Genomic DNA, 16353 nt, shown 5'->3' on the forward strand with positions numbered 1-16353 from the left:
TTTCAAATATCATTCCTCCATCGTCTGGTTACATACTAGTTTACCGTATTTTTCTGAAATTTTCAATAACTCTTTCTAAAAAACCAGCTAATTTGTGAACTTTTTTATTTTTTTACAACTCAAATATTCGGAAATAGAGGATTCTATTTTTGTAAAAAAGAATTGGGAGCATTCATCAGCCCAATTCTCTAAAAATCTTATCTAGTCTACTTTTACTACTTGAAGTTGAACTCCGCCTAGCAGCACTAGATATTTTTCTATTTTTTCAATACCATACGAACGACGAAGAGCTTCAGCATAAAGTGATAATTGTGCTTGATAGCGATCCACTAATTCACTTGGATTTGTATATTGATCTGTCTTATAATCAAAGAGAATGATTCGGTCCGTCAACAGTAGATAACCGTCCAAAATTCCACGTACTACAAAATCCTGTCCGCTCGCTTGATCTTGCTTTAACATAGCAAAAGGAGCTTCACGATAAACTTTATCCGCCTGCTTCAAGAGCAGTTGACCAAGCTCTGTCTCAAAGAAACCAGCTATCTTTTGCAAATCAATCTTCTTTTTAACACTTTCTTCTGCCTGAACCTGTTTTAAAACTTTTCTCAAAATAACTATCGTAGGGGCTTGATCCAAAGGAATACGCTGCATCAGTTCATGGATAGCACTACCGATTTGCGCTCCTGTAACAGGGGCTTTTTTAGCAAAGTCTGGTAGTTCAAAAGAAGTTTTTCCAATAAAATCTGGAGTTTTTTTCTCCATAATTTCAACGCCGTCTGTATCCATGACCGGTTCATAAAATTTCTTGATTTGGCTCGGTGTCCGAACACTTGGCAAATGGATGGCAGCTCGATACTGAGTATTTAGCCTGTCCACATTTTCCAAAATATCCAAAGCCCTGCGAATATCCTCAGACTGGCGATTGTGCGCTAAGTTCTCCTCGACAATCCGTTCCTTCAGCTTTAGCTGACCTATTTTCTCACTTGTTAAATTGCTATCCGTCACAAATCGGGTTGAAAAGGTTAAGTCATCATTCTTAAAGACGGTTTGCAAAGCCCAAATCCAGTCTTGAAAACTTGTCATAGTTCGCCTAATGGAGGCTGCTAAACGACCATTTTCAGGAGCAGGGAAGGTCTTTTTCTCCAAGCTTTCTTGACGACCTTTGCCAACCAGATATAGCTTTTTTTCTGCCCGCGTCATAGCAACATAGAGCAGACGCATTTGCTCAGAAATACTCGCCAAATGAATCTCACGCTCATTTTGCACATAAGGAAGAGTATCGATAGACAAACGAACATGATTAGGCGCCAACTTATCAGTTACATCTACCGCTACGTCCGCGACATACTTGATACCGACGCCATTTTGACGACTGAGAATCAAGGCAGAGCTGCTATCCTTACGATTGAAGGCTTTATCCGTATTAAGCAAAAATACATATTTAAATTCCAAACCTTTGCTCTTATGAACTGTCATCAAGCGGACTGCATGCTTCGGAGCCGCAACGACGACACTCGCCAAATCGTTCTGTGTTTCCAATATTTTGTCAATCATCCCAATAAAACGAGATAGACCTTTAAAGCTCATCTTTTCGTAGTCATTTGCTCGCAAAGTAAGAGCGTAGAGATTCGCTTGACGCCCTGCGCCATTTGGTAGGGCTCCTACATAGTCATAATAAAAGCGGTCTTGATAGATTTTCCAAAGCAAATCATAGAGCGAATTTATTTTTGCAAACTCTCGCCAATCTAGCAGTATTTCTTGAAACTGCTGGATTTTCTTTAAAAGAGGAGGTGTGATGAGTTCGGGATGTTGGCCGTGTCCACTCAAAGTGTTTTTCAATTTCTCATAGAGATTTTCTTGATGAGTAACATAAGTAGCTTCTGTCACCTTTTTTTGCAAGGCCAAACGAGCCAATTCATCCTCAGTAAAGGTGAACATTGGTGACTTTAAGAGCGCCACTAAAGCGTAATCATTGAGCGGATTGTTAATCGTACGCAACGTATCCAACATCACCATGACTTCTACAGACTGAAGGTAATTGTCCTCGCCACCGTCGGAAACGACTGGGATACCGTATTTGGCAAACTCAGATAAAATCACATCGTTGCGCGTCCGCGAAGCCGTTAGCAATGTCATATCTTCAAATGGGACATTTTCCTCATTGTGCAGACGGATAATTTCCTTAATGACCAGCGCTACTTCTCCTGCAGAAACAGAAGAAACATCCTTGTCATTCTCCTCATTATCCGTCTCAAGCGTTCCGTCATAAATGAGAAATTCCGTCTGATATTGTGGATTTGGTGCTTTTTTAGCAGGATTTCCAGCTACCAGATAATGCGTTTCATTATAATCAATTTCTCCCACTTCCTCATCCATGAGACGTTTGAAAACATCATTCGTGGCTTCCAAGACTTCCACATGACTGCGGAAATTTTCCTTCAAAACAATCAATTTCCCTTGCTGGCTATCGTCTTGATAGGTTTTAAATTTCTTATTAAAAATCTGCGGATCAGCCTGACGAAAACGATAAATAGACTGCTTAATATCCCCCACCATAAAGCGATTACCCCCATTTGATAACAGTTCTAGCATCCGCTCTTGCGTGTGGTTGGTATCTTGATACTCATCCACCATGACTTCATGGTATTTTGTCCGATAAAAGTGGCGCACATCAGGAAATTCTTCTAAAATCTGAATGGCAAAATGACTGATATCTGCAAATTCAAACGTATTTTCTTCTTTTTTCCGTTGTAGATAGCTTGTCACAAACGATTTCATAAATTGCTGCAAGACAAGCAAGATTTCCTTGGCTTCCTCATGATAGGTCACTTGAAATTCAAAGCGATAAAATTGATCTGCCAAATCTCGTAAAACTTGAATTTTTTCTTTGCGTTTTTCGTTATAGGCGTTAATAATTTCTTTTAATTCTTCTTTTCGTCCGCTGTTCGTCAAGGCTTTTCCATTGCTGGCACGCGATATTTCTACAATGTTATTGAGCGTTGTGAGATAGGCTTCCTCAGAGGAATGCCCTTGTAAACTTGCCAGACAATCAAGCACACGCTGCACATTTTCAAGGTATTTTGCTTTGGGAAATTCCTTGGCTTCATTCGCCAAATGATACTGGAAAAATTCTTCTAGGTCAAAAAGGGCTTCTTTTGTTTGTGCTAAAAGTTGCGCTTTTTCTTCTTGGAAATCCGCATGAGCGTAAGCTTTCAAGAAATCTTGTTCTAAGTATTCGATTGGGCTACTGGTGGATTGCAAAAAAGCATAAATCTTATAAACCTGCTCTCGAAAACCAAGCAAATCTTTCCTCTGACCTGTAAAATTTTTGACTAATTTTTTAAACAAAGTTGCCTGATCAGATTGATAGAAGTCTTCAAAAACTTGCTCAAAAACTTCGTTTTGTAGCAATAACTGCTCACTCGCATTTTGCAAAATGCGAAAATTTGGCGCCAATTCTAGGAGATAACCATATTTATTGAGGACCTTTTGGGTAAAAGAGTCCATGGTTCCAATGTCGGCATTCGGAATATCGGCTAATTGCTGCGCCAAGTGCTGTTTGAGCTCCTCATCATCTGTTGCCTTCAAGACCTTGGATAACTCTTTCTCCAAGCGCTCTTTTAATTCACTGGCTGCTTTAACGGTAAAAGTCGAAATGAAGAGCTGGTCAATGCGAACTCCCCGCAGAATTTGGTCAATAATCCGCTGCACCATAACAAAGGTTTTTCCTGAGCCTGCAGAAGCAGATACAAGGATATTTTGACCGGAGGAGTAAATGGCTTCGATTTGCTCTGGTGTACGTTTTTGAGCTTTGTCAGACTGTGCTTCTTGATCCTGCAAAGCACGAATCTCTGCTTGACTCAAAAATGGAATTTGCTTCATTTTTCTAACTCCTCCTTCATCTTTTCTATCCATGCTTGACGTTTTTTTTCACCTGTCGGATGGCTATCTAACTTAACCAAACGGCGAGCGCTAGAGAGGTGAAGGTTCGCTTCAAATCCCGTAATGGACTTGTACTGCTCCACAAAAGGTGCAATACTTTTGCCATTCTCCGTATAAGGATTGATGTAAAAATGCCCTGCCAAAATCTGCTCAGCAGCACGGCGATACAAGAGTGCATTATAAGCCAACAATGTCTCCAATTCCTCTTGACTCAACAGATTCACTTTCTTTTTATCATACAAACCATTCAGCTGACGAGCCTGATCAGACAAGAACAGACCTTTGTATTCTAGGTTCTTCATTGCTTCTTTGACAGCGTCGCCTTGCGACTTCGTCTTGGCTAAAGGCACAAGTGGATTGGTCATCTGCAGATACATAGCACCAAAAGCATGCGCTTCTTCATTCATCCACGACTCTTGTTTCAAAGCTGCTAGATAGGTAGGTAATTGAGAATTTAAGCCATTGAAAAATTTTTGAAAATCAAAATTCGTATCGCTTGATTTATAGTCAACAACGCCTAGACTGCCATCTATCTTCAAACGGTCAATCCGGTCAACTTTCCCTCGAATTTGAAGGTTGCGTCCGTCTGACAAGATTAGAACATTTGTTTCTTCTTGACCGAAAACAGCTTCTTCTTGAATGGTTTCTACTAAATCATTTCTTTCTAGAACACGCCCTGTCGCACGCGCTGTGTCCAGCAAGACTTCGTGAGCAAACAAGGCTTCTGCATTTTCTGTATAAAGAGTTTTAAATTCTGCCTCCTGACTGGTTTCTTGAATGGCTTTTTCTAGGCGATTATCAAATGGCTCACTAGACTGCTCTTGCATGACTTTTTCAAACACACGATGCAGAAAATTTCCATGGCTGCGCGCATCTGGGTGAATCGTCATTTCTTCCTGCAAAGCCAAGACATACTTCAAAAAATAAGCATATTGATTGCGGTAGAATTCTGTCAAAGCTGAAGCCGACAGTAGAAATGCCTGATGAGGCGGATAAAGAGCTTGCAAAGTCTGTTCTGACAAAGTTTCTGTTGTAAGGCTTGACGTTACATTAGGAATCGAGATGCCTTCGCTTTCCAATTTTTTGCGCAGAACCCGCACAGCTACTGACCAAAAAGTCTGCTCTTTCTCCGTCAGAGAACACTCCCGATCAATATCCCCTTGATTTAACTCAATAACCCTCGCCAACAGAGCTCGATAAGTTCCAATATCATCACTTGTTGCCTGCGGACGCTTCACTTCAATCGGCAGCTCAATTGGTCGTTCATGCAATTCTAACAAATATGGAGAAATGTTGTTCTCTATTTCATTGACAATCTGAGGAGTAGAGAGCACCAACCTCTCCGTTGCAGCATTCAGAAGTGACAAGGCGACAAAACGATTTTTCTGGAGATTTTCCTGAGCAGCAATCAGCAACTCCGAATGCTCATCAGTTGCTTCATTTAATCGTAATCGGTCTTCATCTGACAAGAGGCTCTTGTTTTGCGCAATTTTTGGAAAATAGTCTTGAGTCAAACCAACAGCATAGACAAAAGGACTTGACAAAGGCTCGATCAAATCATAAGACTGAACGGTCACAACGTCTACTGTTGCTGGAATAGTCCGATAATTGGATAACAGCATTCCTGACTGCACTAAAGCCAAAAAATCATCTAGCTTGACCTTATTAGCTGAAAAGACACTAGCAAATTGTTCCAAAACATGACAAAAAGCCTTCCAGACTTCTTCTTGTCTTTCTTGGTCTTGCAGGTTCGTAAAATCTACTAAAGAAGCAAAATTCTGAGAAAAAGCAATCTCTGTCAAAAAGTGATGAAATTTCTGAAGCAGACCTGTCGCTGTTTGACTGCGAGATTTGAAAAATTCCAAGAGCGGAGTGACTATTTTTTTTCTTAATTGATTGATGTGAATCAAGTCAAATTTTTGATGCTGATTGTGAGTAAAATCTTTAGAAAATTTACTAATCCCTTTTACATCCGCAAAGCGAATATATTGCTCAAACAAATCCAGCTCTTCTTGCGTTAAACGACCATAAAGACCTGTCTTCACAAGATTGAGCAAATCCTTCGTCCGAAAATTATAGCGTTTCAAACGCACTAAAGATTCGATAAATTGCACCAAAGGGTGATGTGCCATAGACTCGCTTCGCCCCAGATAAAAGGGAATCTGATACTGATCAAAAATCGTCTTTAACTGCAAACGATAGGCTTCTACATCTCCCAAAAGAACGCGAATATCCTTGTAGCGAGCACCGTCATGAACTCGCTGGCGAATGCTCTTTGCCACATATTCCAGTTCTTCTTTTTGATTGACAGTCGACCAAATCTGTACATGCGAGCGGTCTTGCTCCGTCAATTCCAACTCAACATCTGAGAAATCATAGCGGCTTTCTAGCAGTTTTGAAATCTTTCCAAAAGCATCATCTGGCTGTATTGACGGTCTATATTCAGGTTTTACCTTATATTTATCTGCCAAATGGCGCAAGAAATCCACGCTAGCCTGATAGAGATTGCCCTCTCGAAAAGTCGCACGATAAGCTTTTTCACTTGCATAAGCACCAATGACGATTTCCACACCTTTACGATGTAGCAGCTCTACCAAATAAGCTTCCTCAGCAGAAAACCGTGTAAAACCGTCAATGACCAAAGCCAATCCTTGCAATTCTTTATCTACATCAGCTGCTATAATGTGATTGGCAAAGGCCATGATATTTGACTCAGAAGTAAATTCACTCTGATTCAGCTGATGCATAACAGCTTGTAAAATCTTGATTAAATCTGCTTTTTTCTCGTCTTCATCCAGATAGTCCAAGTCTGCAACAGTCATTTGAGCTTCTTGCAACTCATGATAAAGCTCAACCAATTGCTGAATAAACTGCGCATCCGTCCGAATGCCGCCGTACACCTGCAAATCATGCTCTTCCATTTCAGATAAGACCTTATAAAAGAGCATTCCCAAACCAATATCGTCTAATGGTCTGCCTTGCTGCACATCATTGAGGACAAAATAACGCGCCATCTGCGCAAAACGTGTCACCGTAATGGCAAATGAAGCACGGTTTTCTAAAAGACGCAAAACGGCTCTTTCCTTTTCAAATGAAAGAGAGTTGGGTGCAATATAAAACACGCGCTTGCCTGCTTGTGCTAAACGCTCTGCTTCTTCTGTTAGAATGTTTGTTAAGGGATTGCGAATATCCGTATAAAGTAATTTCATGAGCATCCTTTTTGTCAAAATATAGTCCTATTATATCATTTTTAAAGTTTTTCAACAGCGATTGACTACATACCTTTTCAAGAAAAAAAATCCCCACAAGAATACTTGTGGAGAACGATTTTTAATGATAAGCTAAAGCTTTTTTGAAGCTCTTCCAAATGCCAATGTCATCTGTTTGTAAAATTAAACTGGAGTAAATCCGACCGATATAAACTGTCATTCCTAAGGTAAAGACAAAGGCAATGGCAAATGAAATCCAAGCTTCTAGCCCATTTGCATAACCGTTAATGGCACGGAAGGGCATAAAGAAGGTCGAAATAAACGGAATATAAGAACCAACTTTCAACAAGATCGTGTCACCAGCGTTTCCAAGAGCCGTCACTCCCAAAAATCCCAAAATAATCAGCATCACAACAGGCTGAACAGCTTTCCCAACGTCTTCAATCCTCGTTACCATTGAGCCTAAAAAGGCAGATAAAACCACAAACATAAAGACACTCAAGGTGATGAAAGCAATGGTATTAAAGGAAATTGCCTCTCCCAAATGCTTCATCAGATTTGGATTGGCATCTAAGAATTCTTTTACAAAAGAAATCTGGTCTGAAAAAGCAAGCAACAGCACAGCGCCGATTACATAAATACCCACATGGGTCAAGATAACTGCAAAAATTCCAGCCATTCGACCATAAAAATATTCAGATGCCTTGATACTGGAGAAAATAACCTCCATAATCTTCGTCCCTTTTTCGCTTGCAATTTCTTGAGCAGTGGAGCTTGTATAGACAAGGAGAATCATGTAAAGCATAAAACCAATTGCTGTTGCGACAATCGTTTGAGTGGCCTTCTTCGCTTCTTTCTTCTCATCAATCTTTTCTTTGAAATCAATAGCTCTTGAAAGTAGCTTCACTTGATTAGCTGATAAATTAGCTTGGCTAATATTTGCAACCTGTTGCAACTGCATCAGTTTCTGTGTAATTTCAATTTTTGTAGCACTACTCATGCTCGTATCTGCAAAATAAGTTGCCTTGATTTGCCCCTCTGCTTCTGATACTAGCAAATATCCACCAACATCGCCATCTTTTACAGCTTTCTTAGCTGTTGCTTCATCTTTATAATTGATATCCAGATTCTTAGTATCTTTCAAAACTTCCTTCACTTGAACATTGTTTGATACAACTGCGACCCGACTAGAATTACTGCTTGACATAGAAGAAAGGTAGCCAACACCTAAACTCAATCCTACAAAGATAAAAGGGGATATGACCATAAAGACAAAACTCCATGACTTGACATGACGAAGATAGGTTTCTTTGATAACAATTAAAGTCTGTTTCATACTTCCACCCCTGATTCTAACTTAAAGATTTCATCAATTGTTGGAGCTTGTTGGTCAAAAGTTTCAATATATTGTCCTTTAGTCAGCAAGTCAAACAATTCCTTACCAGCCGCTTCGTCATCTAAGACTAAACGCCATGTTCCTTGATTGGTTAGGCTGGCTTTCGTCACATGAGGAAGTGCTTCTAATTCCGTTTGAGACAGCGAGCTAGACACAAACAGACGTGTTTTGCCATATTGATTACGAACTTCCTGCACGCTGCCATCCAAAATGACTTTCCCATCACGAATCATGACAACATCATCACACAATTCTTCCACATTGGTCATCACATGGTCAGAGAAAATAATGGTTGCTCCTCGCTCTTTTTCCTCAATAATGACTTGTTTCAAAATCTCGGTATTGACAGGATCCAAACCACTAAATGGCTCGTCTAGGATAATCAAATTTGGCTCATGCAAAAGTGTGATAATCAACTGCACTTTTTGTTGATTCCCTTTGGACAAGCTCTTGATTTTATCAGTCACTTTTCCTTTGACTTGCAAGCGCTCCATCCACTGAGGCAATTTTTCTTTCACAACCGCATTTGGCACTCCCTTTAAATTTGCCAAATACCGCACTTGCTCATAAACGGTTAACTTAGGCATCAGACTTCGCTCTTCTGGCAAATAACCAATTTTCCGATAGGTCTCCTGAGAAATCGGTTGCTTATCAAATGTAATGTTTCCGCTGTATTCTAAAAAACGCAGAATACTGTGGAAAATCGTTGTTTTCCCAGCACCGTTCTTTCCGATCAGACCGAGGATTTGTCCTGATTCAGCCCTGAAATCAACACCAAATAGTACTTGTTTTTGCCCAAAACTTTTTTCTAACTTCTGAATTTCAAGCATCCTAAACCTCCTAAAATTCTAAGCTCACTATATGTATATATACAATCTCTATATTTAATAGTATAACATTTTGAAAGCGTATTTTCAAGTTTTTGTGTAAAATTTCCTTATTTTCTACAGCAAAAAGAGAGCCATCAACAATTGCCCACAGTGCGACTGCCTCTCACTCTCTTGCCTTGATTCTATTTGTAATTTTCTAAGCCTTAAAGGCATCTACCAGTACTTGAAATTCTTCATTGGAGAGCGTAATCCCTTTCCCCATTTTTGTATGGTCAGGACTCCAACTACGAATATCGTATTTGGCTGGCGCACCATTGAAGCTCACACGATTCAGCTCTTTCGTCCAGCCTTTATCATTTTCTGACAACACCAATAACTTTTCTTCTATCTCAAATTTGAATTCTGACATTTTTGTCTCCTTTTTCTTCTTTCTTGATTTATTCGTAAAAAATTTACTTTTTTAGCGAGTTTGTTATATAATATATTGTAACAAGTTATGGAGAATTTAGCTATGAAAAAATTTCTCGAAATGATTTTAGAGCGCGCAAGTGAATTTATCAATTACAAAAAGGATACACAAGAGGTAGAGGAAGACAACGCCAATATTTTGCAGACGATTGAAATAGCTTTGCAAAAAAAATCAGGTGTGCATGTCATTTTTTCAGATAAAAGTTTTACTGGTGATATTGTCAAATATGACAAAGAGCGCCAGCAATTGATTGTTAAAAACTTCCAGAAAAGTATGTCAACGATTATTCGTATTTCAGATATTAAGCGGATTCGTCTGGTTCCAAATACTATCAGAGAAGCGCAAAAAAGAAATTCCAACCTCAGCTAGGAGATTGGAATTCTTTTATTCAAATAAGCTGTAATAATCCGCAATCGTCATTTTCGCTTTCTCTTCTTGATGTAAATCTTGGATAATTTGTCCGTCTTTCATGACAATCAAGCGATTTCCGTATTTGAGAGCATCTTCCATATGGTGGGTAATCATGAGAGCAGTCAGTTGGTCACGATTCACAAATTCTTCTGTCAGACTCATCAATGCCACACTGGTTTTGGGGTCAAGCGCTGCTGTATGTTCATCCAAAAGCAACAGCTCAGGGCGTTTGAGAGTCGCCATTAAAAGACTCAAAGCCTGTCTTTGCCCACCCGAGAGAAATTCAATCGGTGTGTCCAAATGTTTTTCTAAGCCATTGCCGATTTTGTCTATTGTCTCCTGAAATTCTTTGCGATAATGGCTCAGACAACGTGGCACCAGACGGCGTTTTTCACCACGAAATTTAGCAATCAATAGATTTTCTGCCACCGTCATGCGCGGAGCTGTTCCCATTTTTGGGTCTTGAAAAACGCGTGACAGATACTTAGCCCGTTTTTCTGGTGAATAATTGGTCACATTTTCACCTAGAATATAAATGCTGCCACTCGTCAATGGTAATGTTCCTGCAATGACATTGAAAAGCGTGGATTTCCCTGCCCCATTTCCGCCTAAAATCGTAATGAAGTCATGCTCAAAAATATCCAGTGAAACATCATTTAAAATAACTTTTTCTTCCTCAATACCTGTGTTGACAATTTTTGTCGCGTTTTTTAATTCTACAATTGCTGTCATTTGCTTAACTTGACTCCTTTAAAGAATTTATTTTTGAAAGTCGGAATCATGAGACAAATTGCCAAGATAACCGCACTATAAAGGCGAAGATAGCTGGTATTAAAGCCAAGCGCAATCACGCCCCAAATCAGGAATTGATAGAAAATAGAGCCGACAACAATCGTCAATAGGCGTTCTGCCAATGTCAGGCTGGTAAAAAGCACCTCTCCGATAATGAGACTGGCAAGCCCCACAACAATGACACCAATCCCGCGCGAGACATCCGCATAACCTTCCTGCTGGGCAATAAGGGCACCAGCTAGGGCAATGACACCATTAGACAGCACCAGACCCATTAACTCCATTCGTCCTGTGTGAATGCCAAAACTCCTTGCCATATCAGGATTATCACCCGTGGCAATATAAGCTTGACCCAATTTTGTATCTAGGAAAAAAAGCAATGCTACAATTACCAAACTGACAAAAATCAATCCTGTCAGAAGATTGTTTAATTCGCCAGAAAACGGTAGAAAGTCCTGAATTTGCTTCGTTCCAAGAAGTCCAAGATTAGCCCGCCCCATTAACATAAGCATAATCGAATGGCAGGAAGTCATGACTAAAATTCCCGAAAGGAGAGTAGGAATTTTCCCCTTAGTATAGAGAAGCCCCGTTACCATGCCTGCCAGACAGCCAGCCAGAATGGCAACAGCAGTTGCCAGAAAAGGATTGATTCCCTTACTAATCAGCGTAACTGCTACTGCTCCGCCCAATGGAAAAGAGCCCTCTGTTGTCATATCAGGGAAGTTTAAAATGCGGAAGGTCATAAAAATCCCCAAGCCTAAAATAGCCCAAACAAGTCCTTGTGAGACAATTGAAAGTATCATACTGTTGTCCTAACCTTTAAAATATACTAGCTTTACTCAATGACTTGTCCTGCTTTTTTCAGAACATCATCTGGAATTGTTATTCCTAGCTGAGCAGCCACTTTTTTGTTCACAACTGATTTGCCAGTAGCAAAGATTTCAACAGCTGTGTCTGCTGGTTTAGCGCCCTTCAAAATTTTCGCCGTCATTTTTCCAGTCGCCACTCCAAGATCTTTTTGATCGACAACCACTGAACCCAGACCACCTTCTTCTACCATAGCTGTCGCACTTGGATAGATTGGTTTTTTAGCCGTTTGATTGCTGGAAACGACTGTTGAAAAAGCTGAAGCAATGGTGTTGTCAATTGGAATCCAAATAGCATCTACCTTTCCTGTCATCACATTCATGGTTGAAGCAATCTCATTGGTAGAAGGTACAGCATAAGGAAGCACTTTATAGCCTGCTTTTTCAGCCAAAGCTGTAAATTCTTCTACCTGCGTTTTTGAATTGTCTTCACTGCTTGAATAAAGGACGCCGATTGTTTTCACATTCGGTGTTAATTGTTTGATGAGCTCCAATTGCTGTTGAGCTGGGTTGTGGTCAGACACACCTGTAATGTTGCCTCCCGGCTTTTTCAAATCCTTTAGTAAATTCGCCCCAACTGGATCGGTCACTGCTCCCATGACGATTGGCTTGTCTTTCGTTACACTAGCCAAACCTTGAGCAGCAGGCGTTGCGATTCCAATCAGCACGTCATTGCCATTGGCAACTAATTGCTTGCTCATCGTTGCCACTTTACTTTGGTCACCTTCTGCATTCATAAAGTCAATTTTGATCTTCTTGCCTTTATAACCTTCTTGCGCCAATCCTTCTTGAATCCCTTTATAAATCAAATCAAGTGACGGATGACTGACATATTGCAGCACACCAACTTTTACTGTTTTGGTTGTATTGTTTGTCTTCGGTGCTTTCTCGCCATTTACACTAGAATAAATAATGCCTCCGACAACTAATACCACCAAAAGAGCAATCATTCCCATTAACCGTTTGTTTTTCATATCTGTTCTCCATTTCGTATTTTCTAATTTTTATTCAAGTAAAAGCCAGAGTCGCCATCGTTTCAACATATTTTTACCTCCATTAACGAGACTGAAACAATAAAAGAAAAACCCACACACAGTTCATCCTGTGTGAGGGCGTAAATCGCGGTGCCACCTCAATTATGGGAAAAATAATAGACTTATCCCACATCTCAATCTTGTCTAACAACAAGTTGCACTGTAAGGTGTGCTCACCGAATTTTTATCGTTTCAAATTCAACTTCTATCCATTAGCCCAATTTCATAAAACGCTGCTGCTTGTTTTCACCAACCACAAGCTCTCTGCCAACAACTATTTTATTACTTTTCTAATTTGATATTATTTTAGATGTTTCTGAAACAAATGTCAAGTGTTTTGTCAAACTTTTCTGACAATAATTTTCCAACCTTTTCTTGCTATTTTTTGTTATAATCTTCTTTAGTATCATTCAAGGAGAGAAAACCATGTCCTTTGACGGATTTTTTTTACACCACATGACAGAGGAATTGCGGCAACAGTTGCTATATGGTCGCATTCAAAAAATCAACCAACCTTTTGAGCAGGAATTAGTGCTGCAAATCCGCAGCAATCGGCAAAATCACAAATTGCTCTTGTCTGCTCACCCTGTTTTTAGTCGCATTCAACTAACCCGTACCGCCTTTGAAAATCCAGCAGTACCCACCACATTTATCATGGTTATGCGAAAATATCTACAAGGCGCTACAATTGAAAACATTTCACAAATCGAGAATGATCGAATTTTAGAAATTTCTGTCTCCAATAAAAATGAAATTGGAGATAGCGTGGCAGCAACTCTAGTCATCGAAATCATGGGTAAACACAGCAATATCATCTTAATGGACAAGGCAAGTAGTAATATCATTGAGGCCATTAAGCATGTTGGCTTCTCGCAGAATAGTTACCGCACGATTCTGCCGGGCTCGACCTATGTCGCTCCACCTCAAACAGGCAGTCGCAATCCGTTTACGATTTCTGACGAAAAGTTATTTGAAATTCTCCAGACAGAGGATTTATCAGCTCGTTCTTTACAAAAGCTGTTCCAAGGCTTGGGGCGCGATACAGCGACCGAGCTCAGTCAGCGCTTAACGAGTGAGAAACTAAAAACCTTCCGTGCTTTCTTTGCCAGTCCCACACAAGCTCATCTGACAACCAAATCCTTTGCGCCCATTCTTTTTGCGGATAGTCAAAAAGAATTTCCTAGTTTATCACAATTGTTAGATGCTTTCTATCAAGACAAGGCGGAACGCGACCGTGTTAATCAGCAAGCCAGTGAACTGATTCATCGAGTGGAGAATGAATTAGAAAAAAATCGCAAGAAATTAAAAAAACAAGAGCAGGAATTAGTCGCGACTGAAAATGCGGAGGAATTTCGCCAAAAAGGAGAGCTCCTCACTACTTTTTTGCACCAAGTTCCAAACAATCAAGACCAAGTAGAACTGGACAATTACTACACAAGCGAGAAAATTACTATTGTGTTGGATAAAGCTTTGACCCCTAACCAAAATGCTCAGCGCTATTTTAAGAAATACCAAAAGCTGAAAGAAGCGGTCAAGCATTTAACGGGACTGATTGAAGAAACTAAAGAAACCATTCAATATTTGGAGAGTGTGGAAACAGCTTTGTCGCAAGCTAATCTCACAGAAATTACAGAAATTCGAGAAGAGTTAATTCAGACCGGTTTTATTCGCCGACGCCAGCGTGAGAAAATTCAAAAACGAAAGAAACCAGAAAAATACTTGGCAACTGACGGTAAGACGATTATTTTGGTTGGTCGAAACAACTTGCAAAATGACGAGTTGACTTTTAAAATGGCTAAAAAAGAGGAGCTTTGGTTCCATGCAAAAGACATTCCCGGCAGCCACGTGGTCATCACAGGCAATCTGCAACCAAGTGATGAGGTCAAGACGGATGCTGCGGAGCTGGCTGCTTACTTTTCTAAGGCAAGACTGTCCAATCTCGTTCAGGTGGATATGATTGAAGTCAAAAAGCTCAATAAGCCAACCGGTGGCAAGCCCGGTTTTGTGACCTATACTGGACAAAAGACCCTGCGGGTCACTCCCGATGAAGCCAAAATCAAATCTATGAAAATGTAAAGATGTCCGCTAATCGGCACCTTTTTCTGACAACTCTTCGTACGTCTGACCCTCGGACGGAGTGAAGCACTTTTCTGACAATCTATCCGACCCTCAGACGGAGTGAATCACTTTTCTGACAAACTATCCGACCCTCAGACGGAGTGAACCAGTTCTTAGATAGGTCGTCGACGTGGGCGGCAGTTTAAACTAATTCCCATTCTCTCCGTCGACCGAGACGACAGATTAAACCAGTTCTCATTCTCTCCGTCGACCGAGGCGACAGCTTAAACCAATTCCTATCACTCCGTCGACCAGGACGACAGATTAAACCAAGTCTCGTTCACTTCTTCGACCGGGGCGACAGTTTAAACTAATTCCCATTCTCTCCATCGACCGGGGCGACAGGCTAACCCAAGTCTCATTCTCTCCGTCGATCGGGGCGACAGACCTAAAAAAGGTTGGAAACTGAATTCCAACCTTTGTATTCTATTTCAGACTATTTAAGGTGTATGTAAGTCTCTTAAACCTACCCCGCCGCCTTTTATTCCGATTTCTCAATATCTTCCTTTAGCTCTGCCACATTCAATTTGGCAGAGAGAAACTCTTGGTCTTGAACAGGAAAACGCTGCTCCAATGCTGCAATCGTTCCGATTTCAACCTCTCCATTTTTCATGACAAAATCCATGACATGTCCGCCGAATTGGTGGTCATCAGATAGAAAATGAAGATGAAAACCAGCTACGCTGACACCGTGAAACAGCTCTGGCGTCCAAAAGCCAACGATTGTTCCCGAAATGTGTTCTACCTGGTACTCAGGCTGATGAGCTGCGATTTCTGCGAACTTCTTTCCCGGAGAGGTTTTTGGAGCCATGCGCACGTGCATGCTGCTAAATTCACCATGAATCTTGATTGAGTGAAAAAGATTTTCCCCGACATAGCTAGCTTCTATGCGCTTCTTCAACGCTTCATCACTTAGCTCAACGTCCTGACGAAAACGCACTTCTGCTTGGTGGAAAGCCACTGCAGCATAAGGAACCGTCATATCTGTTGAAACCTCTATCACTTCAGGACTTGCTCCTATTCCCTTGGCTTGATAAGCCTTACCGTCAAGCACAATCAGCTCTCCGTCAATAGAGTCTAAAGTACCAATCCCTAAATCGCCATGTTGAAGCAATTCTTCAATCGTCATCGTCCCCTTGTAAAGCCCCGCCATCAAAGCCCCCAAAGTATTGTAGTGAAATAATGTTACAAGCTCTGCCATTTCTCCTCCTAGGCAATTTTTACTATCTTTCCTTGAAAAAACAGTGGAAAAACGAACTCTTTTAACAATTTCGAGTTCTTTCCCA

At 40.6% G+C, this 16353-nt stretch carries 11 protein-coding genes and 1 other annotated feature; of the genes, 2 read left to right on the forward strand and 9 right to left on the reverse strand.

The window, feature by feature from the left end; all coding sequences use genetic code 11:
• Window positions 1–201: 201 nt before the first annotated feature.
• The 5 genes from addA to HMPREF3249_RS08460 all read right to left on the reverse strand — a co-directional run bounded on the left by addA (window position 202) and on the right by HMPREF3249_RS08460 (window position 9786).
• The gene (gene addA / locus HMPREF3249_RS08440) at window positions 202–3882 is read right to left on the reverse strand and encodes a helicase-exonuclease AddAB subunit AddA (RefSeq protein ID WP_059220579.1); all 3681 of its coding nucleotides are present in this window, start codon (window positions 3880–3882) and stop codon (window positions 202–204) included.
• Window positions 3879–7151: an ATP-dependent nuclease subunit B gene (rexB, locus tag HMPREF3249_RS08445; protein WP_059220576.1), complete on the reverse strand. Its 3273-nt coding sequence runs from the start codon at window positions 7149–7151 to the stop codon at window positions 3879–3881. The genes addA and rexB overlap by 4 nt, the downstream gene beginning before the upstream one ends.
• A gap of 121 nt (window positions 7152–7272) precedes the next feature.
• On the reverse strand, window positions 7273–8487 hold the full coding sequence (locus HMPREF3249_RS08450) for an ABC transporter permease (RefSeq protein WP_003028048.1): 1215 nt from the start codon (window positions 8485–8487) through the stop codon (window positions 7273–7275).
• Complete coding sequence (locus HMPREF3249_RS08455; RefSeq protein WP_049513659.1) at window positions 8484–9377, reverse strand: ABC transporter ATP-binding protein; 894 nt, start codon at window positions 9375–9377, stop codon at window positions 8484–8486. The genes HMPREF3249_RS08450 and HMPREF3249_RS08455 overlap by 4 nt, the downstream gene beginning before the upstream one ends.
• Window positions 9378–9573: 196 nt before the next feature.
• Complete coding sequence (locus HMPREF3249_RS08460; RefSeq protein WP_003025304.1) at window positions 9574–9786, reverse strand: YdbC family protein; 213 nt, start codon at window positions 9784–9786, stop codon at window positions 9574–9576.
• An 87-nt stretch (window positions 9787–9873) separates the two neighbouring features.
• Between HMPREF3249_RS08460 and HMPREF3249_RS08465 the strand changes: the two genes are divergently transcribed.
• On the forward strand, window positions 9874–10215 hold the full coding sequence (locus HMPREF3249_RS08465) for a hypothetical protein (RefSeq protein ID WP_049533583.1): 342 nt from the start codon (window positions 9874–9876) through the stop codon (window positions 10213–10215).
• A 15-nt stretch (window positions 10216–10230) separates the two neighbouring features.
• Here HMPREF3249_RS08465 and HMPREF3249_RS08470 read toward each other — a convergent pair whose 3' ends face one another.
• Genes HMPREF3249_RS08470 through trpX form a run of 3 tightly spaced genes read right to left on the reverse strand, consistent with a single transcriptional unit; the run spans window position 10231 to window position 12889 of the window.
• Entirely contained in the window at window positions 10231–10989 is a 759-nt protein-coding gene (locus HMPREF3249_RS08470; protein ID WP_049533584.1) for an ABC transporter ATP-binding protein, read from the reverse strand.
• Window positions 10986–11852: an ABC transporter permease gene (locus tag HMPREF3249_RS08475; protein WP_003028041.1), complete on the reverse strand. Its 867-nt coding sequence runs from the start codon at window positions 11850–11852 to the stop codon at window positions 10986–10988. Before HMPREF3249_RS08475 ends, HMPREF3249_RS08470 begins: the two co-directional genes overlap by 4 nt.
• Window positions 11853–11884: 32 nt before the next feature.
• Entirely contained in the window at window positions 11885–12889 is a 1005-nt protein-coding gene (gene trpX, locus HMPREF3249_RS08480) for a tryptophan ABC transporter substrate-binding protein (protein WP_003028040.1), read from the reverse strand.
• A 131-nt stretch (window positions 12890–13020) separates the two neighbouring features.
• Window positions 13021–13257, reverse strand: a binding site (T-box leader).
• A gap of 118 nt (window positions 13258–13375) precedes the next feature.
• Here trpX and fbp62 point away from each other — a divergent pair.
• Window positions 13376–15025: an Rqc2 family fibronectin-binding protein Fbp62 gene (fbp62, locus tag HMPREF3249_RS08485; protein WP_059220573.1), complete on the forward strand. Its 1650-nt coding sequence runs from the start codon at window positions 13376–13378 to the stop codon at window positions 15023–15025.
• A gap of 523 nt (window positions 15026–15548) precedes the next feature.
• Here the strand turns inward: fbp62 and budA are convergent.
• Complete coding sequence (budA, locus tag HMPREF3249_RS08490) at window positions 15549–16268, reverse strand: acetolactate decarboxylase (RefSeq protein WP_059220571.1); 720 nt, start codon at window positions 16266–16268, stop codon at window positions 15549–15551.
• Window positions 16269–16353: the final 85 nt, after the last annotated feature.

Origin of the sequence: Streptococcus sp. HMSC36C04 (assembly GCF_001839535.1) — a bacterium.
GTDB lineage: Bacteria > Bacillota > Bacilli > Lactobacillales > Streptococcaceae > Streptococcus > Streptococcus hominis.